Source organism: Amycolatopsis sulphurea (genome assembly GCF_002564045.1).
GTDB classification, from domain to species: Bacteria; Actinomycetota; Actinomycetes; order Mycobacteriales; family Pseudonocardiaceae; genus Amycolatopsis; species Amycolatopsis sulphurea.
Genome location: NZ_PDJK01000002.1, coordinates 2,556,686 through 2,579,881, shown reverse-complemented (window position 1 = coordinate 2,579,881; position 23,196 = coordinate 2,556,686). Strand labels below are relative to the sequence as shown.

The following is a 23,196-nucleotide window of genomic DNA, read 5'->3' as shown; positions in this document are numbered from 1 at the left end:
TGCCGGGCAGGGGCCCGGCAGGGGCCCGGCAAAGTTGGTCGAGGCCCCGTGATCAGCAGCGAGAGCCGTAGCTGCCGCGTCGACGGCGCCCGCCCTCTCGATCTATTGCGCCCTGCAGCAGGCGAAGCGGAGGTGCTCGAGATACGCGACCACCTCGCGCTGTGCGCCGGACCTGTCTCGGGCTGTGAAGGGGCCCTTCACGGACTCTGAGTCCGTGAAGGGCCCCTTCACAGACCTTCACGGACCTCCGCAGTCTGCGCAGGGCCCCTCACACCGACGTTGCCGACACCCTGCCCCTGTCGGGCGGGAGGGCCGGGAGCCGCTTTTGTGCCGAAGCTCTCCACCTTGGAGAATGCGGGGCCTGGGGACGGAACCGCCGGCACCGGCGGGCCGTCACATCGCGGCGCGAATCGGTGCAGCAGGAAGGCGGAACCGGAGATGACCTACCCACCGCAGCCCGGCACGGGCGGGGACCCCTACGGCCAGGGCTGGCAACCCGGTTCCGGCGGCGTGCCGCAACAGCCCGGCTGGGATCCCAACACGCAACAGCCGGGGGCGGGCGGGACGCCCCCGCAACAGCCCGGGTGGGATCCCAACGCACAGCAACCCGGGGCCGATGGGACGCCCCCGCAACGGTCCGGGTGGGATCCCAACACGCAGCAACCCGGGGCCGGTGGGATGCCCCCGCAGCAGCCCGGCTGGGATCCGAACGCACAGCAGCCGGCCTGGGATCCGAACGCACAGCAACCCGCTTGGGATCCGAACGCGCAGCAGTACCCGCCCACGCAGCAGTACGGCCAGCCCTACGGGCAGCAGCCGTACCCGGGCACGCAACAGTTCCCGCAGCAGGGCTGGGATCCGAATCAGCAGCAGTACGGGCAGGGTGACCCGCCCCCGCCCAAGGGCAACAAGACCGGCCTGTGGATCGGGATCGCGGTGGCGGTCGTCGTCGTGGTCGCGGTGGGTATCACCGGATTCGTCGCACCCGGGTTCTTCCTGGGCAAGGACAGCAACAACACCGCGCAGACCCAGGCGCCGGCGCCTGCACCGTCGTCACAGCAGCAGCCGCCGTTGCCGTCGACGGGATCGGCGCCGTCCACGGACGAGAGCAACCAGCCGGGCACCGGCGGCAGCGGCACCCCCGCGGACTCGAAGAGCGTGATCGACGGCTTCGTCTCGAAGATCAACGCCAAGGACGCGAGCGGCGCCACCGCGATGACCTGCCAGGGCACCGAGTCGTTCTCGAAGGACAGCATCGACGAAGCGACCGGCGGCGAGCCGAACCTGACAGTCGGAGGTTACGACGGCAGCTCCACGGTCACGGCCAAACTCAAGGGCACGCTGTCGGGAAAGACCGCCAACGGTTCGGTGATCGCGACGCAGACCGGCGGCAAGTGGTGCGTCGGGTTCTTCTTCGTCCTCGCCTACTGATCGGGGGGTCGGCGGCTGTTCGCTGACCCCGCGACCAGTGCGGCGCTCAAGTGATGCACTCCAGGGTCCCGGCAAAGTTGGCCGAGGACCCGTGATCAGCAGAGAGCCGTGGCTGCCGCGTCATCATCGATGGCGCTTGCCCTCTTCGTCGATTGCGCCCGGCAACGGACGATGCGGAGGTGTTCGAGACGCTCGACCACCTCGTGGTGTGCGCACCGGACCTGTCTCGGGCTGTGAAGGGGCCCTTCACGGACCTCCGCGGTCGGCGCAAGGCCCCTCACACCGACTTTGCCGACACCCTGTGATGCACTCCTTGAGCAACGGCTTTCAGAGCGCCGACCTGAGGTAGACGTCCTGGGTGAGCTTGGTGATCCGGCTGGCGGAATCCTGCCAGGACAACGTGGCCGGCTCCTGAGTCAGCACCACCACGATCTTGTCGTTGCCCGCGCCGACCGTGCCGCTCGTGTGCATCACGCCGGTCGTGCCGTCGTTCCGGGCGCCGGGCGTGCCGTCACCGCTGGATGCGACCGCGGTGGCGGCCCTGACTTCCGGCGAGGTCAGCATGCGCCGCGCGGTGACCTCGACCTCCGAGCATTCCGCACCACGCGCGGGGGCCGCGCCATAACCCGACCATCCCTGCTTGACCGCCTTCGCCCCGGGGACCGCGCGCGGAATGCCGAACGACTGGTCGAAACCGTCCGCACCGCACTTCGTCGATTTCGCCAGGTTGCTCATGATGAAGTCGCGGTACTTCGCCTTCGCCGTGTGCTGGATGTACCGGTAGGTCTTGGCGATGTCCGCGGCGCTGATCGCGGTGTAACCCCACTTGCCACGGTCGGCGGGCGGCGCGGTGTCGGCGAGACCGATCTTGGCGACGGTTCGCTCGATGATCTCCTCCCAGCCATCACGTACCCACAACGTGCTGGCGGCATCGTCGTTGCTGGCACGCAGCATCGGTTCGAGCAGCGCCAGGTCGCCGGCCGGGATCACGTAGTCCGGGCCGTGCGATTCGAGGTAGTCGAGGGCGATGAACAGCTTCACCAGCGAGGCCGAACGGTACGGCTCGTGCACGCGGGCGCCGAAGGTCTTGCCGGCCTTCTGGTCGACGACGAGGTAGCTGGCGGTCATCCCCTCGGGAACGTCCACAGAGGACGTCACTGCGGAAGCCGGTCCGGCCGCCATCATCGCGGTGGCCACGACACCGGTCGCGATCGTTGCCAGAATTCGGAGTTTCCCCACCGAGGCCCTCTCTCAGCGCACATTCAAGTGGAGTCGACTCTATCGAGGGTTGATCACTCAGTGCCGGGTATCCCCATATTTGCCCAAACGGATGAAGTGCAGCTGCCGGAATGCCGGCAGCCGCACCCCCTCAGTCAGTCGAACAGCCTCGGCAGCGTGCCCTCCCAAGCCTCGCGAAGCTCGTCGAGACCGAACTCCGTCAGGCCCTGCAGCTCCAGCGTGCCGGATTCCGGGTCCACCACCCCGGTCTTGCGCCACGGCAGGCCGCGGGCGGTGCACATCTCGGTGAAGCGCAGCTCCTCCGTGCGGGGGACCGCGACCAGCACCCGGCCCGCGGACTCCGAGAACAGCTGCACGAACGGGTCCTGCTCGGCGTCGAGGAAGACCCGGGCACCGCACTGTCCGATCAGGACAGTCTCGGTCAGCGCCTGCGCCAGGCCGCCGTCGGCGAGGTCGTGCGCGGCGGAGATCATGCCGTCGCGGGAACCGGCCACCAGGACCTCGGCCAGCAGCTTCTCCCTGGCCAGATCCACCTTCGGCGGGACGCCGCCGAGGTGACCGTGCAGCTCGCGAGCCCAGGCCGAACCGTCCAGCTCGTCGTGGGTCTCGCCGAGCAGCAGCAGCGTCTCGCCCGCTTCCGCACCGATGCCGGTCGGGATGCGGCGGGTCACGTCGTCGATCACGCCCAAGACGGCGACCACCGGGGTCGGCAGGATCGCGGTGTCCCCGGTCTGGTTGAAGAAGCTCACGTTCCCGCCGGTGACCGGGATACCCAGCGCCACACAGCCGTCCGCGAGACCGTGCACGGCCTGCTCGAACTGCCACATCACGCCGGGGTCGGTCGGGGCGCCGAAGTTGAGGCAGTCCGACACCGCGACCGGGGTCGCCCCACCGGTGGCCACGTTGCGGTAGGCCTCGGCGAGCGCCAGCTGCGCACCGCGGTACGGGTCGAGGTAGACGAACTTCGCGTTGCAGTCGGTGGCCACCGAGACGCCGCGGTTGCTCTCCTCGTCGATCCGGATCATCCCGGAATCCGACGGCTGCGCCAGCACCGAGTTCCCGCGCACGTACCGGTCGTACTGCGAGGTCACCCATTCCTTCGACGCCTGGTTCGGCTTGCCGATCAGCGCGAGGAAGTCCGCCCGCAGGCCCTCCGGCGTCGTCGGCCGAGGCAGGTCCGCGGAAGTGTCGGCGATCAGCGCGTCCTGAAAGGACGGCCGCTCGATCGGGCGGTCGTACACCGGGCCCTGGTGCGCCACGGTGTGTGCCGGAACGTCCACCACGATCTCGTCGTGCCAGGTGATCACCAGGTTGTCGCCGTCGGTCACCTCACCGATGTCGGTGGCGATGACGTCCCACTTGGCGCAGACGGCCAGGAACGCCTCGACCTGCTCGGGCGAGACGACCGCGCACATCCGCTCCTGGGATTCGCTGGAGAGCACCTCGGCGGGGGTCATTCCGGTGGCACGCAACGGAACCCGGTCCAGGTAGATGTGCATCCCGCCGTCGCCCGCAGCGGCCAGCTCCGAGGTCGCGCAGGACAGGCCGGCCCCGCCGAGGTCCTGGATGCCGACGACCAGGTTCTCCCGGAACAGGTCGAGGCAGCACTCGATGAGCACCTTCTCGGTGAACGGATCGCCCACCTGCACGCTGGGCAGCTTGCGCCGGCCCGCCGCGGTCTCGTCGCCGGAGAACGTGTCGCTGGCGAGCACGGACACGCCGCCGATGCCGTCCAGCCCGGTCCGCGCGCCGAACAGGATGATCTTGTTCCCCGTGCCGGAAGCGAACGCCAGATGCAGATCCTCGGTTCGCATCGCCCCCACGCACAGCGCGTTGACCAGCGGGTTGCCCGCGTACGACGGGTCGAACACCAGCTCACCGCCGATGTTGGGCAGACCGAGGCAGTTGCCGTAGCCGCCGACACCCGCGACCACACCGGGGAGCACGCGCTTGGTGTCCGGGGCGTCCGCCGGGCCGAAGCGCAGCGCGTCCTGCACGGCCAGCGGGCGCGCGCCCATCGCCATGATGTCGCGCACGATCCCGCCGACGCCGGTCGCCGCGCCCTGGTAAGGCTCCACATAGGACGGATGGTTGTGGCTCTCCACCTTGAACGTGACCGCCCAGCCGTCACCGATGTCGACCACGCCCGCGTTCTCCCCGATGCCCGCGAGCATCTTGGACTTCATCTCGTCGGTGGCCGTCTCGCTGAAGTAGCGCAGGTGCTTCTTCGAGGACTTGTACGAGCAGTGCTCACTCCACATCACCGAGTACATCGCCAGTTCGGCGTCGGTGGGACGACGGCCGAGGATCTCGCGGATCCGGGCGTACTCGTCTTCGGCGAGCCCGAGTTCGACATAGGGCTGCACGGTGTCCGGGGTCGCCACGGCCGCCGCGGTGGTGTCAACGGTGCTGGTCACGGTGTCCACATCAGGGTTCGCCACAGGGCCCAGGATACGGGGAGCGGCTCGCGGGAGTTGAGGCCGGTGGGACCAGGCACCGGGCATACTGTGCCGATCATTACCAATCCGACCACGGTCACGCCTAATGGCTTCGTACCAACGGTTACGTGCCGGGTGGGGGTCGGCCTACTTGGTCGGAATTGGTAAAATCAGTCGCGCCGGACGTGCCGGACCTCCTACCGTCGGTGATCGTGCTGTCCGCCACATATCGTATTCCCACGCTACGGCTGCCGAAGCGCCTGACCGCCGCCCGCTACCTGCTGGCGGTCCTGCGTTCGCGGCCGTGGATGGTGCTCACCGGCGCCGTCACGGGGGCCTGCTGGGCGCTGCCGGGCGCCTTGCTGCCGCTGGTGATCGGCAAGGGAGTGGGCGCGATCGCGGCGCACGACACCGGCGCGCTCTGGCAGTGGGCGCTGATCGCCGCCGGGCTCGGGCTGGTGCAGGCCGGGTTCGGCACCTGGCAGCACTTCAACTCGTACGGGATGTGGCTGCACGGCGCGGCCACCACACAGCGGACGGTGACCGAGCACACCACCCGGCTGGGCGCGAAACTGCGCGAGGCGACGACCACCGGCAACGTGGTCGCGGTCACCTCCTCGGACATCAACTGGATCGGCAACGCCTGCGAGGTCCTCGGCCGCACGGTCGGCTCGCTCGTGGCGTTCGTGGTGGTCGGCGTGGCCATGCTGGACAGTTCGCCGCTGCTCGGCGTCGTCGCGCTGGTCGGCGTCCCGCTCGCGGTGGTCGGCATCGGCCCGCTGCTGGCTCCGCTGCAGAAGCGCAAGAGCGTCCAGCGGGAGAACCTGACCGAGGTGAACGCGCTGGGCGCGGACATCGTGTCCGGCCTGCGGATCCTGCGCGGGGTCGGCGGTGAGCAGCGGTTCCTGCGGCGATTCCGCGAGGCCAGCCAGGTGGTCCGGCGCTCGGGGATCGAGGTCGGGCGCGCCGAGGCCTGGCTCGCCGCGGCGGAGGTCCTGTTGCCCGGCCTGGTCACGGTGGCGATCACCTGGCTCGGCGCGCGGCTCGCGCTGGAGGGCACGATCGACGTCGGCGAACTGGTGGCGTTCTACGGGATTTCCGCGTTCCTGGTGGTGCCGGTGAGCACCGCCACCGAGGCGGCCGGCGCGCTGAGCTCCGGCACGGTCGCCGCCCGGAAGATCTGCGACCTGCTGGCGCTGCGGCCGGGCCTCACCGATCCGGACGAACCGCTGCCGTTGCCGGAAGGACCGCTGGAACTGGTCGACACCACCAGCGGCATCCGGATCGCCCCGGGCCGGCTGACGGTGGTCGACCTGGGTGCCGAGGCGGAGGCGATCGCCGAGCGGATGGCCCGGTTCACCGATCCGGACGAGGGCGAGCAGGTGCTGGTCGGCGGGGTGCCGGCGAACCGGGTGGCGCTGGCCGAGCTGCGTTCGCGAGTGGTCTACGCGCACAACCAGGACCTGTGGTTCTCCGGGGTGCTGCGGGGCCAGCTGACGCCGGCGCGGCCGGGCGAGGTGGACATCTTCGCGGCGCTGCACGCGGCGGACGCCGAGGACATCATCGAAGCCCTCCCCCGCGGCGTCGACGAGCTGATCGGCGAACGCGGCCGCGAGGTCTCCGGTGGGCAGCGGCAGCGGCTGAGCCTGGCGCGTGCCTTGGCGATCGACGCCGGCGTGCTGCTGCTCGACGAGCCGACCTCGGCGGTCGACGCGCACACCGAGGCGCGGATCACCGAGCGGGTGGCGCGGCTGCGGCGCGGACGGACCACGGTGGTGTTCAGCCAGAGTCCACTGTGGAGGAATGTGGCGGACGAAGTGGTGCACGGAAAGGCAGTGACGGTATGACCACGCGACTCCCGCTCGCGTCGCGGCGCGAGGTACGGCGCTGGGCGCTGCGTACCGCGGCCGCGCACCGGCGCGAGTTCTCCGTGATGCTGGGCCTGTTCTGCCTCGCCACGTTGATCGGGCTGGCCGGGCCGCAGCTGCTCGGCAGGCTCGTGGACGGCGTGGTCGAAGGCACCGGCAGTGCCCGCGTCGACCTGCTGGCCGCAGCGTTCGTGCTGGTACTGGTGCTGCAGGCGCTGGCGAAAAAGGCGGCCCGGTTCCGCGGCCGGATGTTCGGCGAGCGGGTGCTGGCACAGACCCGGGAACAGCTCGTGACGAACGCGCTGGACCTGCCACTGGGCCGGGTCGAAGCGGCCGGCACCGGGGACCTGCTGAGCCGGGCCACCACCGATCTGTCCCGGCTCGACCACGCGGTGCGGTTCGCCGCACCGGAGATCCTGGTCGCCGTGGTCACCGTGGTGCTGACCTCGATCGCGATGATCGCGACCTCGCCGCTGCTCGCGCTCGCGCTGCTGGTCGCGCTGCCGCTGCTGGTGCCGGTGAACGTCTGGTACCAGCGGAAGATCCCGAGCGTGCTGGCCTGGATGCTGGACCGCTGGGGCGACGTGCAGTCGGCCACGCACGAGACGGTCGAGGGTGCGCGGACGGTGGAGGCGCTCGGTCTCGCCGATCGGCGGATCCGCACCGGACGGCGGGCGCTCGACCAGGCGATACTCGGCGAACGCCACCAGCGCGCGCTGCAGCTGCGCTGGCTGCCGTCGCTGGAGATCAGCTACGTACTGCCGATCGCGGCCTTGCTGCTGCTCGGCGTGTTCGCCTACAGCCGCGGCTGGGCCGACCTCGGCACGATCACCACCATGCTCGCGTACGCGCAGGCCATGACCGCGCCGCTGAACGAAGCGTTGTTCTGGCTGGAAGACCTTCAGGTGGCGCTCGCCGCGGCCCGCCGGATCCTCGGCGTGCACCCGACCGAATCGGACCCGAAGGTCACCGCCGTGCCCCGTGGCCTGGACATCGAGGTCCGCGACGTGCGCTTCGGCTACACGGCGGATCGCGAAGTACTGCACGGCATCGATTTGACGGTGCCGCGCGGCGAACGGCTGGCGATCGTCGGCCCGTCCGGCGCGGGCAAGTCGACGCTCGGCAGGCTGCTGGCCGGGATTTCCGCGCCGACCGGCGGTTCGATCCGGGTGGGCGGCACCGAGGTGTCCACGCTCGCGGACGACGTGCTGCGTGGCGAAGTGCTGCTGCTCACCCAGGAGCACCACACCTTTTCCGGCACGCTGCGCGAGAACCTCGCCCTGCCCGCCCGCCGAACCGGTGGCGACTGGACCGACGAAGAGCTGCTGAGCGCGTTGGCCTCGGCGGGCGCCGCGGAGTGGGCGGCCGGGCTGCCGGACGGTCTGGACACCCGGCTCGGCTCGGGCGCGTACGCCGTCCCGGCCGGGCTGGCCCAGCAGCTGGCGCTGGCCCGCGTCGTCCTGGCCGACCCGCACACGCTCGTGCTGGACGAGGCGACGTCCTTGCTGGACACCGGCTCGGCGCGAGAGCTGGAACGCTCGCTGAACGCGGTGCTGGAAGGCCGCACGGTGATCGCGATCGCGCACCGCCTGCACACGGCGGCCGCGGCCGACCGGGTCGCCGTGGTGGAGGACGGCCGGATCACCGAACTGGGCTCGCACCAGCAGCTGCTGGCCGCGGAAGGCCCGTACGCCCGGTTGGTGGCCGCGGCAAGCTGACCCGCCCTGATGCGCGCCGCGGCCTCGCCGGTCACCACCGCTGCTCGCTCGCCCGCGCGTAGACCCGGATTGTGTTTGCGCTGCGCTGAGCGTGGCTCGCTGGTCTCAGCAGACGTGGAACACGGTCCGCCCACCTCGATTCACCGAACTCGATTGTGACGCCCGCCGCTGGATCAACGAGCGGAACGTCGGCCCGAACCGTCTGTCCGGGCCGCCGATCGGATCTTCGACACCCTCGCCTACCGGCGATGAATTGCCGGGTCCACCGCTCGGTGTCTCCAGCCACCCGGCGGAACCTCGCCCGGCCGAACGGAACGAACCGGGGCCGCGATCGCACTGATCGCGGCCCCGGTTCGAGTGGTGACTCAGGCCTGCACGAGCGCGTCCACCGCGCTGTAGAACAACCCGAGCCCGTCGTCGGACGGGCCGGTGAGCGCGTCGATCGCGTGCTCCGGATGCGGCATCAGGCCGACCACGCGGCCGTTCTCGCTGGTGATGCCCGCGATGTCGTTGCGGGAGCCGTTCGGGTTGCCGCCGACGTAGCGGAACGCCACCCGGCCCTCCGCCTCCAGCATGTCCAAAGTGGACTGCTCGGCGACGTAGCAGCCGTCGTTGTTCTTCAGCGGAACGAGGATCTCCGCGCCCGGCTCGTAGCGGGTGGTCCAGGCGGTGGTGTGGTTGTCGATGCGCAGCCACTGGTCGCGGCAGACGAAGTGCAGGCCCTGGTTGCGGATCATCGCGCCGGGCAGGAGGCCGGCCTCGCACAGGATCTGGAAGCCGTTGCAGATGCCCAGCACCGGCATACCCTTTCGGGCGGCCTCGATCACCGACGTCATCACCGGGGCGTAGCGCGCGATCACACCGGCGCGCAGGTAGTCGCCGTAGGAGAAACCGCCGGGGACGACCACCGCGTCCACGCCGTGCAGGTCCTCGTCGGCGTGCCAGAGCGAGACCGCCTCCGCGTCGGCATAGCGGACCGCGCGGGCCGCGTCGCCGTCGTCGAGCGTGCCGGGGAAGGTGATGACGCCGATCCGCGCGCTCACGCCTCGACCCGCCGGATGGTCCACTGCTCGATCACCGGGTTGGCCAGGAAACCCTCGGCGATCTTGGCCAGCGTCTCGTCGTCGACCGTGTCGTCGACCTCGAGTTCGAAGTGCCGCCCCTGGCGCACCTCGGTGACCCCGCTGAACCCGAGCCGGGGCAGCGCACGGGCCACCGCCTGTCCCTGCGGGTCGAGGATCTCGGGTTTGGGCATGACGTCGACGACGACTCGGGCCACGGCAGGCTGCTCCTTGTTCACGCAGGTCGTGGGGGCGGTACTACACGCCTGAGCCTACTTGACCGGAATCTCGCCAGGGCCGCACGGTGCCGCGGCAGCAGCGCAGCTCACACTCGCGGCTTTCCGGGGGAGCGAGCACCTTGGCGGGACGCGATCAGGCCGAGCTATGTCGACGAGATGCCGAGAGGTCACCCACCGGCTGACCCGAAGTGTTCACCAAGCGCAGGATTCGCCTTTTCGGGCTGAGATCCGTACATCGCCACAACTTTTCCACAGGGTGAAATCTGTCCATTCATCCGGGAATCCCATCTCGCCAATAGTTCTACCCGCCGACTCCAATCCTGAATCCAGGATTTCACGAAGCCGTTCAGGGTAAGGATACTCGGGCGAGATATCCCTCAGCAAGAACTGGATTATGGACAGCGCTGAATAGACTCGACTGGTCGCCGCTCCCGAACGGCAGAGATGCTTCAATTCTGGTATTGCCGCGAGATTGCTTGAGGCGACCTGGACCGTAATATTCCTGTTCCACAGGCGAGAGTGATGCGCACAGACGTTCCGAATGTAGTTGAGGACGCGCATCCAGTTCGCCAGCGCGAAACCATTACCCCCTCCCCGGCTGTCGACAACACCGAGTTCGCGAGCGATCTCATCGCGGTCACTCCGCTTCGCCCCTGAGTAAAGAGTTGACAGCAGGCCGAAGTCCATTATTTCGGAAGCAACCCATATGGGCAGGACACCGTCATACTTGTCTTTGAAATGCTGGACGAAGTCCTCGGTGGAGCGGCGCTGTGCTTCTGCTATTCGCGAAAGCCAGGTAGCATATCTTGACTTTCCGTCCTTACCCTTCTCGGAGAACCTGCCATCCAGCTCCCGAGGATCAAGGTGAGCGAAAGCACCACGTCGACCAATTGTATATGCGGTTCGTACTCGCAGGGATACCTCGATGCGCTCGATGCAGTCGAGTACCAGAAGTTTGAGCCTTCGATCCAGTTCGTAAAGGGCCAAAACCCGGTCAAGGCTAGTGCCCGCGCGGAACTCGTCACGGCGAGGCAAACCTGGGGAAACCGCCGCTTTTCGGTATGGGTACCAGTATCCGCTCAATCGGTAGTAACCGACTCGCATCAGTACTGCTTCGGCTTCGGCGGTTCGCTGGATTTCCATCCCGCGACCCTTCAGAAGCTCAACTTGCCGACCGTAGGTCAGATGCGGTTTTAGGTAGGTCACCCCGAGTCCCTGAAAAAAGGAAAACCAGCCCGTGCTCAAGAGCAGCGGGGCTGGCCATGTTGCACACAGTGTAACCAGCTGAGTGGGCCGGTGCAAGGCCGGGTGCCGCTTCCCCACGAGCGCACGACGATCATGACCGGCGAACGCAGGCAGTCATCCCCGCTCAGTCCAGGTATCGCGAAGCAAGCCGTGGACTCTGCCCACCGAGCGCCGCGAGATCCGCCCGAAAAATCGCGTCCAACAGCCCCGTGTCCTCGACCCCCGGAGCGCAAACGACCTCACCCAGCGCCAGCCCGCGCAAGCTGGCCGTGACGACGTCGCCGGGTGTCATCCGGGGGACCGCGCTCAGGTCGAGGCCCTGCCGTTCGTGAAACTCGGTCGCCACCACACCCGGCACCACGACCTGGACAGCGACGCCGGTGTCGGCCAGCTCCACGCTCAACGCCTGCGACATGGTGACCAGGTACGCGAGCGTGCCGGCGTAAACCGCGCGGCGTGGCTGTACGGAGGCCGGCGCCGGGCCGCTGAAGGCGAACATGCCTGACACATTGACGATGGCGCCGGTACCGCGCTCCTGCATCCCCCTGACCGCGGCGCGGGCGAGCATGGTGGCCGCGACGACCTTGACCTGGACGACCTCGTGCGCCTTGTCCGCGGGCAGCTCTGCCAGCGCCATGTAGTGCGACACCCCGGCGTTGTTGACGAGCAGGTCGAGCGGCTCCTCCGCGCAGATCCCGGCGATCACGTCGATGCCCTCGCCGGTGGACAGGTCGGCGGCCACGGTCCGCACCACGGGATGTGCCGCGGCGAGTTCGGCCAGCCGGTCGGTGTTGCGGCCGGCCAGGATGAGCGCGTAGCCCTCCGCGGAAAGCCGCTCCGCGTAGGCCTTGCCGATGCCGGAGGTGGCTCCGGTGACCAGGGCGAGCTTGCTCATGGAAGATCCTTTCGTCCGCTCGCCCCTATCTTCGCGACCCGGGCCGGGGACCGGCCAGCCCCCTCACCCTCCGGGGAAACCGCAGGTCAGCGGCTCAATTCACGCGCCGAAGCGTCTCCCTGGTCAGGTCGGCCAGCGCCGGATACCCGTCGACGCCCATGATCAGGTCGGCCTCGGCCAGGATGGTGCGCAGCACGTGCACCACCCCGTCGGTACCGGCCAGCGACAGGCCCCAGGCGTACGGACGGCCGATGCCGACCGCGGTGGCGCCGAGGGCGAGTGCCTTGATCACGTCCGCGCCGGAGCGGATTCCGGAATCGAACAGGACCGGCACGCCGTCCGCCGCGTCGACGACCTCGGCGAGGCAGTCCAGGGCGGGCAGTCCGCCGTCGGCCTGCCGCCCGCCGTGGTTGGAGCAGTAGATGCCGTCCACGCCACCGTCGATGGCACGGCGGGCGTCATCAGGGTGCTGGATGCCCTTCACCAGCAGCGGCAGATCCGTCAGCGACCGCAGCCAGGGGAGATCGTCCCAGGTCAGGGGGTTGCCGAAGACCTGGGCCCAGGTGCCGACGGTGGCCCGCGGATCGGCCTCCGGGTCCTGGCCCAGCAGCTTCCGGAACCTCGGGTCGCTGGTGTAGTTCGCCAGGCAGTGCCCCCGCAGCTGGGGGAAGTTCGCCGTGGCCAGATCCCGCGGCCGCCAGCCGGTGACCCAGGTGTCGAGGGTGACCACGATGCCACGGAACCCGGCCGCCTCCGCCCGCGCGACCAGCGATTCGGCCAGCGCGCGGTCGGTCGGGGTGTAGAGCTGGAAGAAGCCGGGAGTGTCACCCAGCTCGGGGACCACCTGCTCCATCGGATCGGCGCTGAGGGTGGACGCGACCATCGGCACCCCGGTGCGCGCCGCGGCGCGCGCGGTGGCGCGGTCGCCGTGGCCGTCCTGCGCGCAGATGCCGAGCACGCCGATCGGCGACAGGAACAGCGGGGTCGGCAGGTGCAGGCCGAACAGGTCCACGGACAGGTCACGATCCGTGGCACCGACGAACATCCGGGGCATCAGGCCCCACCGTTCGAAGGCTCCCACATTCGCCCGCTGAGTGCGCTCATTCCCCGCACCACCGGCCACATAGGACAGTACTGACGGTGGAAGTGCCTGCGCGGCACGTGCTTCCAGCTCCGTGTACGCCATCGGCAGCGACGGCACCCGGCCCGCCAGCCCGGCCAGGTAGATCTCGTTCTGGTAGTCGCCGAAGCTGGGCAACGAGTCACTCCTCAGCGTTTTCCGTGGAGGAAGGTGATCAGCCTGGCCACCATCGGGTCGGCGGATGCCTTGCGATTGAAGGAAGTGAGCGTGATCGGTGCGGTGAACCGCTGACGCGCGACCGCCTTCGGCCGGGAGAATTCGCGCAGGCCTTCCGGACCGTGGATCCGGCCGAACCCGGATTCCCCGACGCCGCCGAAGGGCAGCGAAGCGATCCCGGCGAACGACAGTGGCGCGTTGATCGACGTCATGCCCGCACGCAGCCGCGAAGCCAGCGCGACACCGCGAGACTTCGAGAAGACCGTGGAACCGAGGCCGTACTTCGTGGCATTTGCCTTCTCGATGGCTTCGTCCATGTCTCGAACCTTCGCGATGGTGACCGTCGGCCCGAAGGTCTCTTCACGGACTGCCTCGGCGTCTTCGGGGACATCCACCAGCACCGTCGGCTGGGCGTACCGGTCATCGACGCTGTCTACACCGCCTACGAGCGCCTTCCCGCCGCGCTCGACAGCGTCCGCGATGTGGCGACGGATCACGCCGAGCTGCGACGGCATGGTCACCGGACCGTACTGCGCGGCTGCATCAGAGCCCGCGCGTACGTCCTTCGCCTTCTCGACCACCTTCGCCACGAAGTCGTCGTACACGCGCTCATGCACGTACGCCCGCTCCACGCCGATACAGGTCTGCCCGGAGTTCGAGAACGCTCCCCAGACCGTGGCGTCCGCCGCTGCATCGAGGTCCGCGTCCACGTCGACCAGCAGCGGGTCCTTGCCGCCGGCCTCGATCACCACCGGGGTGAGCGTGTTCGCCGCCGCCGCCATGATCTTCTTCCCGGTGGCGGTCGATCCGGTGAACGCGACCTTGTCCACGCCGGCGCCCACCAACGCGCCGCCCGTCTCCCCGAAGCCGGTGATCAACTGCAGCACCGGCTGCTCCGGCACGATCTCGGCGAACGCGTCGACCAGCCACTTCCCCACGCCGGGCGTGTACTCGCTCGGCTTGAACACCACCGCGTTGCCCGCGGCGAGCGCGTACGTGATCGAACCGAGCGGCGTGTACACCGGGTAGTTCCATGGGCCGATCACGCCGACTACGCCGAGCGGGCGGTACTCGACCGTCGCCGCCTGGTTGGCCATCAGCAGCCCGGCAGAACGGCGCTGGCGGCCCAGCACCTTGCGCGCGTGCTTCGCCGCCCAGGAGATGTGCTCGATCGCGAGCACGCTCTCCAGCTGGGCGTCCCTGAGTGGCTTACCGGTCTCGTCGCGTACCGCCTGGCACAGCTGCGGCAACCGCCGCGTGAGCACGCCCTTCCACCGCTGAAGCCGCTCCGCGCGGCCCACGTAGCCGAGGCCCTCCCACCACAGCGCAGCGCCGCGCGCACGCTCAACCGCCGCGCGGACCTCGTCGGCCGTGTGCACCGCATACGTGCCGACCACCTCGTCGGTCGCCGGGTTGAGTGAGTCGAACGTCTCACCGACCGGAGTCGGCTTAGGCTGAACGGCGGTCATCGGCGTCTCCCCATTTCCGGTTCATCCCAGGCTACGAGGCTGCTGGCCGTCTGCCAACAACTGTCTGCAGGGCGTACTGATCAGCATCGCACCGCCTCGCCCGGGGCGGAACCCCGCCGATCCGCACGCCGGGCAGGACCACGCGCCCGTGGCGAATCATGCGTGGCCGGGCATAGGGTGAACCGACCAGGCGAGAAGGAGAAGCTCGATGCAGTTCGTCCATTTCGGACATGCGTGCGTGGTGCTCGAAACCGATTCCGAGCGGATCCTGATCGACCCGGGCACGTTTTCGACCGCGTTCGAGGGCGAGCGCGAGCTGTCCGCGGTGCTGATCACCCACCAGCACTTCGACCATCTGGACACCGAACGGCTGCCCGCTCTGCTGGCCGCGAACCCGGACGCGCAGCTGATCGTGGACCCCGGGTCCGCCGAGACCGTGCGGAAGCTGGGCCTGGACCACGAGGTCGCCCGTCCCGGCGAGGCCTTCGAGATCGGCTCGACCCCGGTCACTGTGGTCGGCGGCGACCATGCGGTGATCCATCCGGACATCCCGGTGATCCCGAACATCGGCTACGTGCTCGGCCACGGGGCCTTCTACCACCCCGGTGACTCGTTCTTCGTGCCCGAGCAGCGGATCGACGTGCTGGGCCTGCCGACTGGCGCGCCGTGGCTGAAGGCGGGCGAGGCCGTGGACTTCCTGCGCGCGGTGGCCCCGCGCCGCTCGGTCCCGATCCACGAGGCGGTGCTGGCCAACCCGGCAATGCACTACGGGCTGTTCCAGAACCTCGCGCCGGAAGGCACCGAGATCAAGGTCCTCGAACGCGGGGCGCGGACCGCGGTCTGATCCTTCACGCAGCGGCGGCGTGGCGGAGCGAGCCGTACGTGCTGCCGAACGCCCGGTTCTCCAGCGCCACGTCGACCGCATCGAACAACGCCTGGCGCAGCCCGGGCCGGGCCAGGTCGCCCGCGTCGATGTCCAACCGGACGAGGCCGCCACGACGGGCTGCACGGGCGGCTGCCAGCACCAGCGCGAAGCAGCGGACCGTCTCGGTGCGGTGGGACTGACTCGTGAACTCCTGTACCCGCGCGCGGGTTACCTCGCCAGTGTGCAGGTTCCGCACTGCGGCCAGGTCCGCGCACAGGCTGAAGCCATGCTCACGCAGGGCCTGCAGTGTGCCCTGCGACGCGAGCCAGCGCGGTGGGGCGAAGCCGTCGACCTGTACGCCGGTGGTGTCCAGCGCGGCCTTCGCGGCTATCAGCCGCAGGCGGGCTTCATGCGCGGGCAGCGCGGCGAACTCCGCTTTGCGGCCCAGCTGCACGGCGCGGTGCGTCGGCAGGACACTGTGGTCGTAGCCGTGCAGCAGCACGGAATCGCCGGCTTCGCGGCGAGCCCGGACCCACGCGGTGACCGGACCGTCCTCAGTGCGGGCGACGTGCAGAATCGACAACGGGACGCGACGGCGCACGAGTTCGGTCGCCAAGTCCGCGCAGCGGTGCAGCGTGCGCGGGGTGACCCCGGACAGCGAAACCAGCAGGCGAGCATCCACGGCTCTATTGCGCCGCAACCCGATGGCGGCCAGGAGACGACGCCGTGAACTACGCATGAGGGTTACCCGGCGACCGGACGGCGGTGGCCACGGCGAACGCCTCCGAAACCATCCGGTCGAGTGACCACGGCCATGGGTCCCCGGCACCGGGACCGCTACCTTCTCCGCGCTGCCCAGCGGCAGCGACGGTTCCTCGCACTGCACCGGCACGAGCCCGGCGGCCGGCACAGCACGCAGGTAGTCGCCACCGTGGTGGCAGGCGCGCACCCGGACCGGTGCACTCTCCGCAGTCCGGACCGCGGGAATCGACCCGCGCTGCACCCGCGCCGGGTGAACGTCGGACACGATCAGGTGGCCACCCGGGATAGGGCGGGGCGAAATCCGCGAAGACCGGGCCGAGGTCCGGGACTCACCGGCCCGCTTCCAGGGTCCCGGCAAAGTTGGTCGAGGACCCGTGATCAGCAGAGAGAGCCGTGGCTGCCGCGTCATCATCGACGGCGCGCCTGCCATCTCGATCGATTGCGCCCGGCAACGCACGATGCGGAGCTATTCGAGGCGCGACCACCTCGTGGGTGTGCGATGGGGACCTGTCTCGGGTCTGTGAAGGGTCCCTTCACGGACTCTGAGTCCGTGAAGGGACCCTTCACAGACCTTCACAGACCTTCACGGACTCCGGCGGGAGGTCCGGGACTCACCGGCCAGCTTCGATCAACCGGCGCACCACGACCGCGATCCGGCCACCGAGATCGGGATCGGTGAGCCGCCCATCCGCGACCACGGCGCGCGAGACCGGGATGCGCACACATGCCTCGTCGATGATGCGGGCACCGGCATAGGCCAGCGTCTTGCGCAACGACGCGTGCGCATCGGCACCGCCGGTCGGCGCCGCGACCGACGAGGCATTGATCCAGGCGACCGGCTTACCGTCCAGCTCACCGCCGCCGATGGCCCAGTCGAGCAGGTTTTTGAACGACCCCGGCAGCCCACCCGCGTACTCCGGCGTGCAGAACAGCACCGCCTCCGCCGCCCCGAGCAGCAACCGCAACGCGGCCACCTCGGCAGGCAGCGGATCATGATCGTCGTCCGGGTTGAAGTGCGGAAGATCAGCGAGCCCACGATAAATCTGCGCCTCGCTGAAACCCGCGGCCGTACCGAGCACCGCGCCATTGACCGAACCCGCCCGCAGGCTCCCGCTGATCAGCAGAATCACGCGGCCAGTGTGCCACCCATCCGCCGCCGTGCGCCCGCGGTGGCGGACATCAGCGCCCGGCGAACCGGACCGGCACCGGAGGCGGTCCCCGGCGCGGACCGGATCGGCGAGACCGCGACCGTGCGCCCGCCGCAACCGGGCTCGCCGCCCGTGGGGATCGGTGAACCGTTGCCAGGTAGGGAAAATCGTGCGACATGCCCGGCCCACTGTCCGGAGAATAGCCGCGCCGTGCTGGCGGAATCCAGGGATTCGTTGCTGCGCAAGCAAAAACGCGCGGCGGACAGCCACGTCCGACGTGCGGCGGACGACTTCCCGTCACCGCAATGGCAACCGCGAACCACTGCGACAGCGGAAGAACCCCACGGTGGGTCAGCGCACCCACCACCCGGGCAATCCAGCGCATCGGAAGAAGCTCGCGAATCGGTGTGACACAAGGAAAATATCGCGGCACACGGCCAACCGCGGCAGCCGGCGAACAGCTCTCCACCGCGGCCGCGCGGACCTGCGAACCGTTGCCGGACGACCGGGTCGTCCACCCGATTCCGGTTGCGCCACCGCCGTCCGGTACCGGCGCCGCACTCATGCGTCCCCCTCTCGGCACTCCTTCATCCCCAGTGTGCCGACCGCCGCCGACAATTCCCGGAGCACCGTGGCGAGCAGCGCTTGTGCGGCCGATCTCGGCAAGGCCAGATTCAGCAGGGTTTCCGCCACTTCGCGGTAGCGCGCCACGCGTACCGGACTCGAACTGTTCGCGCTCTCGCTCAGCAGCCGCTCGTGCACGATCGTGGGCAGGTTGGCGAAATCGAAGATCGTGAACGGCCTGGCGAGCCCCGGCCGGTACTCCTGCTCCGCCGGGACCAAGCGGACGTCGATCTCGTCGAGTTCCAGTGCCGTCCCCAGGCCGCGGAGCTGCTCCGTCATCACCTCCGCGCTGCCGATCCTCCTGCGCAGCGCCGTTTCTCCCACCACCAGTACGCACCGCCCGGTCGCTTCACGCCACGCGGGCTGTTCCTCCTCCCCCTTCGCGGCTCCGCGCACTGCGCGCGCGTACCCGCTCGTCTGCAGCAGCGGCGGTACCAGATCCGGGCCCCACGCGAACACTGTCCGCGCCGTTTTCTCCCACTCCCGATACGCCTCTTCGCCGCCGGTGGCTATCCAGTCCTGCTCGCGCGCTCCGCGCGCCATCTCCACTATTCGCCTTCGGTCTGCGCCGATTACCCGGCAGTGCGCCAGTACCGCCCCCACGTCCTCCGGCTTCGGCAACCGCAGTCCGCGTTCCCAGTTCGTCACGAACCCGGGCGTCATTCCCAGGAGGCGGGCGAGTTCTCGTACGCCCAGTCTTCGTCTTTTCCGTGCCGTGCGGAGCTCCAGGCCCAGCGCCCTTGCTCGCGGTGTTGCGTACGGTGATGACATGGTTGCAGTTTATCACGGGGTGCCGACAGTTTCGGGGTTCGGCAGTTGGGGCTAGGTCCGCTTCTCGCAGCTACCCCACTCCTCCTTGCCTGCCGCTACCCCCACTCCTCCAACCGCTCCCCCGTCATCCTCTCGTACGCCTCCACGTACCTCCGTCGCGTTGCCTCCACCACCTCTTCCGGCAGGCTCGGCGGTTTCTCCCCGGACTTCCGGTCCCATCCCGACTCCGGTCCGGTCAGCCAGTCGCGTACGTACTGCTTGTCGAACGACGGCTGTACCCTGCCCGGCTCGTAGCCCTTCGCCGGCCAGTACCGCGACGAGTCCGGCGTCAGCACCTCGTCCGCCAGGACCAGCGCACCCGTCTCGTCCAGCCCGAACTCCAGCTTCGTGTCCGCCAGCAGGATCCCGCGCTCCGCGGCCAGCTCCGCCCCGCGGCGGTACACCGTCAGCGTCGCCTCGCGAACCTCTTCCGCTCGCTTCGTCCCGATCTTCGCCGCGATCTCCTCGAACGACACGTTCTCGTCGTGCTCGCCGAGGTCAGCCTTCGTCGCCGGGGTGAAGATCGGCGAAGACAGCTTCGAGGCCTCCGTCAGCCCCTCGGGAAGCTGCACGCCGCACACTGCGCCCGTACGCCGGTAGTCCGCGTACCCGGACCCCGTGAGGTACCCACGCACCACAGCCTCGACCGGCAGCATCTCAAGTCGCCGTACGAGCAACGCCCGCCCGCGGACCTCTTCCGGGATGCGCGGATCGTCGTACGCGACAAGGTGGTTCGGCATCAGGTCCGACAGCTGGTCGAACCAGAACACGCTCATTGCCGTCAGCACGCGGCCCTTGTCCGGGATCGGCGTGTCCAGCACGAAGTCGTAAGCAGAAATACGGTCCGAAGCGACCAGCAGCAGGTGGTCGTCTCCGACCGCGTACAGCTCCCGGACCTTGCCGGCAGCGATCTTCGGGTAATCGGCGAGCGTCGTCACCGCTGCACCCTAACCCGAGGCCGCACAGAGCGAGGATGATGCAGGTCATGGCCTGGATCTCGTTCACCACCGACTACGGGCTCCGCGATGGCTTCGTGGCCGCGTGCCACGGGGTCATCGCGCGGCTGGCCCCCGAAGCACGCGTGCTCGACGTGACCCACCTCGTGCCGCCACAGCAGGTACGCCACGGCGCCGCCGTCCTTGCGCAGACCGTGCCGTACCTGCCCGAAGCAGTGCACCTCGCCGTCGTCGACCCCGGCGTCGGGACCGCACGACGCGGCGTGGTCGTCGTCACCGCCCACGGCTTGCTCGTCGGCCCCGACAACGGGCTGCTCATCCCGGCCGCCGACGCCCTCGGCGGGGTGACCGCGGCCTACGCGCTCGACGGCCCCGAACCCGCGTACGCGACCTTCCACGGGCGGGACGTCTTCGCACCCGCCGCCGCGCGCCTGGCTCGCGGTGCCGCGCCCGGGTCGTTCGGACCTGCTCTGGAAGACCTCGTGCGGCTGCCGGATCCGCTGGTCGCGGCGTTTCCCAGCAAGCTCGTCTCGGACGTGCTCACCGTCGACCACTTCGGCAACGTCCAGCTCGCCGCGACCCCCGCGGACCTGGAGCTGACCGGGCTGACCGGCACGGTCACCGTGCACAGCGAACGGATCGCGGTACCCGCGGAACTCGGCCGGACCTTCGCCGACGTGCCGCCCGGCGCGAACCTGGTCTACCCCGATTCGGCGGGCCGGCTCTCGGTCGCGGTGAACGGCGGCTCGGCGGCCACCGTGCTCGGGCTGAGTTCGTCCGGCGAATGCACCATCACCGCGTCGCCCACGGCCAGCTGACCCGGCTGGAGCACCGCCGCCTTCATGCCGAACAGAACCCCGCCCTCGACGTCACGGCGATACGTCGCGAGCGTGCGAATCGGCTCCGGCCCACGACGTTCGCCGGTGGCCTGATCGACCATCGGCACCGCGCAGCGCACGCACAGCTTGGCGTAACCCAGCTCCACACCCCCGGCCCGCAGGCGACGTACCGAATCCTCGGTGTAAGGCGTCACCCACCCGCGCACCACCACGTTCGGCCGGAACCGGTCCATCGGCACCGGTTCCCCGCCACGGGCGGCGATCCGCTCGTTCAGACAGTCCAAAGAGGACTCCGAGGCGACCAGCACCGCATGCCCGTCCGCGAACGTCGTGGTGCCGGGGATCTCCCCGCTCGTCACGCGCTCGTGCGCGGGCGAGACCCCGAGCAGCACCGACGGCACACCCAGCACCGCGGAAAACCACTCGGCCGCGTCCGCACCCTGATGCACGCCCTCGCCGTGCCAGGTGAACACGCTCGCCGGCTGCCGCCGCCCGTCCGGGCGGACCTCGATCACGAGATCCTCCACCCCGGGCGCGGACAAGGCCAGCCGCCGACCGCCGTCGAGCACCCGCGGACGCACCGCGGCCAGCACCGGAAACCGGCGCTGGCTGCGGAACTCCCCGTCCGGCGAGGTGATGACGAAACACCGGTCGTGAGCCAGCCCCGCCGGCGTCACCTCGGCATCCGCCACCGACGTGCCCGCACAGCCCTTGATCGGGTAATACGTCAGCTGGGAGACGGTCGTCATATCGCTCAGCCTAACCAGCTATCGCGGCCGGCAAGGCTCCCGGGGAGAGGCGGGGGTCAGAGGACTTGCGAGAGGAACTGCTGCAGCCGGGGGCTCGACGGCTCGTCGAAGATCCGGTCCGGAGTGCCGTGCTCGACGATGCGGCCGCCGTCCATGAAGGCGACCTCGTCGGCCACGCGGCGCGCGAAGCCCATCTCGTGAGTCACCACGAGCAGGGTCAGGCCGCGGCCGGCGAGTTCGGCCATCAGGTCGAGGATGCCCTTCACCAGTTCCGGATCCAGCGCGCTGGTCGCCTCGTCGAACAGCATCACCTCGGGCTCCATGGCCAGCGCGCGGGCGATCGCCACCCGTTGCTGCTGACCGCCGGACAACGCGGCCGGGCGATACGGGGCCTTGTCCGCAAGCCCCACCTCGGCCAGCCGCGCCCGCGCCCGTTCCGCTGCGTCCTCTTTGGACAGCTTCCGCACACTGCGCAGCGGCAGCACGATGTTGTCCAGCACGGTGCGATGCGGGAACAGGTTGAAGTGCTGGAAGACCATGCCCACCCGCTGGCGCAGCACGTCCGGGTCGGCCTTGATCACGCTTTCGCCGTCGAGCAGCAGGTCGCCCCGATCGGGCTCCTGCAACCGGTTCACGCACCGCAGCAGCGTCGACTTGCCCGAGCCGGACGGGCCGATCACGCAGGTCGTACTCGCGCTCGGCACCTTCAGATCCACCCCGCGCAGCACCTCCAGGGTGCCGAAGGAGACATGGATGTCCCGCAGTTCCACCGAAGAGGACCGCACCGCTGTCGTCGTCACGCTTTCACCGCCTCACCGGCCGCGAGTTCGGTACCGGCGCGCACCTTGCCGCCGGTCTGCAGCCGCTTGTCGATGTAGTTCACCAGGTGCGTGAGCGGGATCGTGATCACCAGGTACACGCAGCCCGCGGCGACCAGCGGCGATTCGTTGCCGGTGGTGGCCGCGAGGTCCTGGCCGATCCGGAACAGCTCACGCTGCGAGGTGATGAACCCGAGGAAGTACACCAGCGTCGAATCCTTCACCAGCGAGATGAACTGGTTCACCAGCGCGGGCAGCACCCGGCGCACCCCCTGCGGGATGACCACCAGCAGCATCGCCTTGCTGTAGCTCATGCCGAGCGCGCGGCTGGCCTCCAACTGTCCTTTGTCGACACTCTGGATGCCGGCCCGGAAGATCTCCCCGATGTAGGCCCCGGCGATCAGGCTGAGCGCCAGGATGCCCAGCGGATACGGGCTGGTGCCCACCAGCCCGCGCGCGAGCGTGGCCAGGCCCTGGCCGATCACCAGGATGGTGAGGATGGCCGGCAGCCCCCGGAAGATGTCCGTGTACACCCGCGCGGGCCAGCGCAGCCAGCGCTTCGCCGAAAGCCCCATCACCGCCAGCACCATGCCCCCCGCGGTGCCGATCACCGCCGAAGAGGCGGACAGGATCAGCGTGTTGCCCAGCCCGGTCTTGAGCAGATCCGGGAAGACCTGCCAGATGTAGTCCCAGTCGAGGAACGTGTCGAAGAACTGATCCATCTG

General features: G+C 69.3%; 20 protein-coding genes. 5 read left to right on the top strand and 15 right to left on the bottom strand.

Going from position 1 to position 23,196, the window contains the following annotated elements; translation table 11 throughout:
* Positions 1-438 precede the first annotated feature (438 nt).
* Entirely contained in the window at positions 439-1,431 is a 993-nt protein-coding gene (locus ATK36_RS18160) for a hypothetical protein (protein WP_098512641.1), read from the top strand.
* A 327-nt stretch (positions 1,432-1,758) separates the two neighbouring features.
* Here the strand turns inward: ATK36_RS18160 and ATK36_RS18155 are convergent, their stop codons facing one another.
* Entirely contained in the window at positions 1,759-2,670 is a 912-nt protein-coding gene (locus ATK36_RS18155) for a hypothetical protein (protein ID WP_245914875.1), read from the bottom strand.
* Between the two features lie 134 nt (positions 2,671-2,804).
* Positions 2,805-5,087: a phosphoribosylformylglycinamidine synthase subunit PurL gene (purL, locus tag ATK36_RS18150; RefSeq protein WP_098514973.1), complete on the bottom strand. Its 2,283-nt coding sequence runs from the start codon at positions 5,085-5,087 to the stop codon at positions 2,805-2,807.
* A 233-nt stretch (positions 5,088-5,320) separates the two neighbouring features.
* On the opposite strand from purL, the gene ATK36_RS18145 reads away from it, so the two are divergent.
* On the top strand, positions 5,321-6,955 hold the full coding sequence (locus ATK36_RS18145; protein ID WP_098514972.1) for an ABC transporter ATP-binding protein: 1,635 nt from the start codon (positions 5,321-5,323) through the stop codon (positions 6,953-6,955).
* Positions 6,952-8,694, top strand: a complete 1,743-nt coding sequence (locus ATK36_RS18140; RefSeq protein WP_098512640.1) for an ABC transporter ATP-binding protein — start codon at positions 6,952-6,954, stop codon at positions 8,692-8,694. The genes ATK36_RS18145 and ATK36_RS18140 overlap by 4 nt, the downstream gene beginning before the upstream one ends.
* 365 nt (positions 8,695-9,059) lie before the next feature.
* Here ATK36_RS18140 and purQ read toward each other — a convergent pair whose 3' ends face one another.
* The 6 genes from purQ to ATK36_RS18110 form a co-directional block, all read right to left on the bottom strand.
* Complete coding sequence (gene purQ, locus ATK36_RS18135) at positions 9,060-9,737, bottom strand: phosphoribosylformylglycinamidine synthase subunit PurQ (protein ID WP_098512639.1); 678 nt, start codon at positions 9,735-9,737, stop codon at positions 9,060-9,062.
* A complete protein-coding gene (gene purS, locus ATK36_RS18130) occupies positions 9,734-9,973 on the bottom strand; it encodes a phosphoribosylformylglycinamidine synthase subunit PurS (protein WP_098512638.1) in 240 nt (79 codons plus the stop codon). Before purS ends, purQ begins: the two co-directional genes overlap by 4 nt.
* Before the next feature lie 213 nt (positions 9,974-10,186).
* The gene (locus ATK36_RS18125) at positions 10,187-11,200 is read right to left on the bottom strand and encodes an Abi family protein (RefSeq protein WP_098512637.1); all 1,014 of its coding nucleotides are present in this window, start codon (positions 11,198-11,200) and stop codon (positions 10,187-10,189) included.
* Between the two features lie 163 nt (positions 11,201-11,363).
* A complete protein-coding gene (locus ATK36_RS18120) occupies positions 11,364-12,134 on the bottom strand; it encodes an SDR family NAD(P)-dependent oxidoreductase (protein ID WP_098512636.1) in 771 nt (256 codons plus the stop codon).
* Positions 12,135-12,228: 94 nt separating this feature from the next.
* Positions 12,229-13,392 carry an alpha-hydroxy-acid oxidizing protein gene (locus ATK36_RS18115; protein WP_098512635.1) on the bottom strand — a complete coding sequence of 388 codons (1,164 nt, stop codon included), beginning with the start codon at positions 13,390-13,392 and terminating at the stop codon, positions 12,229-12,231.
* An 11-nt stretch (positions 13,393-13,403) separates the two neighbouring features.
* The gene (locus ATK36_RS18110; RefSeq protein ID WP_098512634.1) at positions 13,404-14,900 is read right to left on the bottom strand and encodes an aldehyde dehydrogenase family protein; all 1,497 of its coding nucleotides are present in this window, start codon (positions 14,898-14,900) and stop codon (positions 13,404-13,406) included.
* A 208-nt stretch (positions 14,901-15,108) separates the two neighbouring features.
* Between ATK36_RS18110 and ATK36_RS18105 the strand changes: the two genes are divergently transcribed.
* On the top strand, positions 15,109-15,744 hold the full coding sequence (locus tag ATK36_RS18105; RefSeq protein ID WP_098512633.1) for an MBL fold metallo-hydrolase: 636 nt from the start codon (positions 15,109-15,111) through the stop codon (positions 15,742-15,744).
* Positions 15,745-15,748: 4 nt separating this feature from the next.
* Here ATK36_RS18105 and ATK36_RS18100 read toward each other — a convergent pair whose 3' ends face one another.
* The 4 genes from ATK36_RS18100 to ATK36_RS18085 all read right to left on the bottom strand — a co-directional run bounded on the left by ATK36_RS18100 (position 15,749) and on the right by ATK36_RS18085 (position 20,047).
* Positions 15,749-16,435 (bottom strand): DUF2334 domain-containing protein, encoded by a 687-nt coding sequence (locus ATK36_RS18100; protein WP_098514971.1) that lies wholly within the window; start codon positions 16,433-16,435, stop codon positions 15,749-15,751.
* Between the two features lie 703 nt (positions 16,436-17,138).
* Positions 17,139-17,657, bottom strand: coding sequence for an NADPH-dependent FMN reductase (locus ATK36_RS18095; protein ID WP_098512632.1), 519 nt, complete (start codon positions 17,655-17,657; stop codon positions 17,139-17,141).
* A 579-nt stretch (positions 17,658-18,236) separates the two neighbouring features.
* A complete protein-coding gene (locus ATK36_RS18090) occupies positions 18,237-19,070 on the bottom strand; it encodes a helix-turn-helix domain-containing protein (protein ID WP_098512631.1) in 834 nt (277 codons plus the stop codon).
* 95 nt (positions 19,071-19,165) lie between these two features.
* Positions 19,166-20,047 carry a phosphoribosylaminoimidazolesuccinocarboxamide synthase gene (locus ATK36_RS18085; RefSeq protein WP_098512630.1) on the bottom strand — a complete coding sequence of 294 codons (882 nt, stop codon included), beginning with the start codon at positions 20,045-20,047 and terminating at the stop codon, positions 19,166-19,168.
* Positions 20,048-20,094: 47 nt separating this feature from the next.
* Between ATK36_RS18085 and ATK36_RS18080 the strand changes: the two genes are divergently transcribed.
* Positions 20,095-20,883 (top strand): SAM hydrolase/SAM-dependent halogenase family protein, encoded by a 789-nt coding sequence (locus ATK36_RS18080; protein WP_098514970.1) that lies wholly within the window; start codon positions 20,095-20,097, stop codon positions 20,881-20,883.
* Here ATK36_RS18080 and ATK36_RS18075 read toward each other — a convergent pair.
* Genes ATK36_RS18075 through ATK36_RS18065 form a run of 3 tightly spaced genes read right to left on the bottom strand, consistent with a single transcriptional unit; the run spans position 20,766 to position 23,193 of the window.
* On the bottom strand, positions 20,766-21,653 hold the full coding sequence (locus tag ATK36_RS18075; protein WP_141544480.1) for an MOSC domain-containing protein: 888 nt from the start codon (positions 21,651-21,653) through the stop codon (positions 20,766-20,768). The two genes, ATK36_RS18080 and ATK36_RS18075, sit on opposite strands and share 118 nt — an antisense overlap.
* A 56-nt stretch (positions 21,654-21,709) precedes the next feature.
* Complete coding sequence (locus tag ATK36_RS18070) at positions 21,710-22,453, bottom strand: amino acid ABC transporter ATP-binding protein (RefSeq protein WP_098512629.1); 744 nt, start codon at positions 22,451-22,453, stop codon at positions 21,710-21,712.
* On the bottom strand, positions 22,450-23,193 hold the full coding sequence (locus ATK36_RS18065) for an amino acid ABC transporter permease (RefSeq protein ID WP_098512628.1): 744 nt from the start codon (positions 23,191-23,193) through the stop codon (positions 22,450-22,452). Before ATK36_RS18065 ends, ATK36_RS18070 begins: the two co-directional genes overlap by 4 nt.
* Between the last annotated feature and the right edge of the window lie 3 nt (positions 23,194-23,196).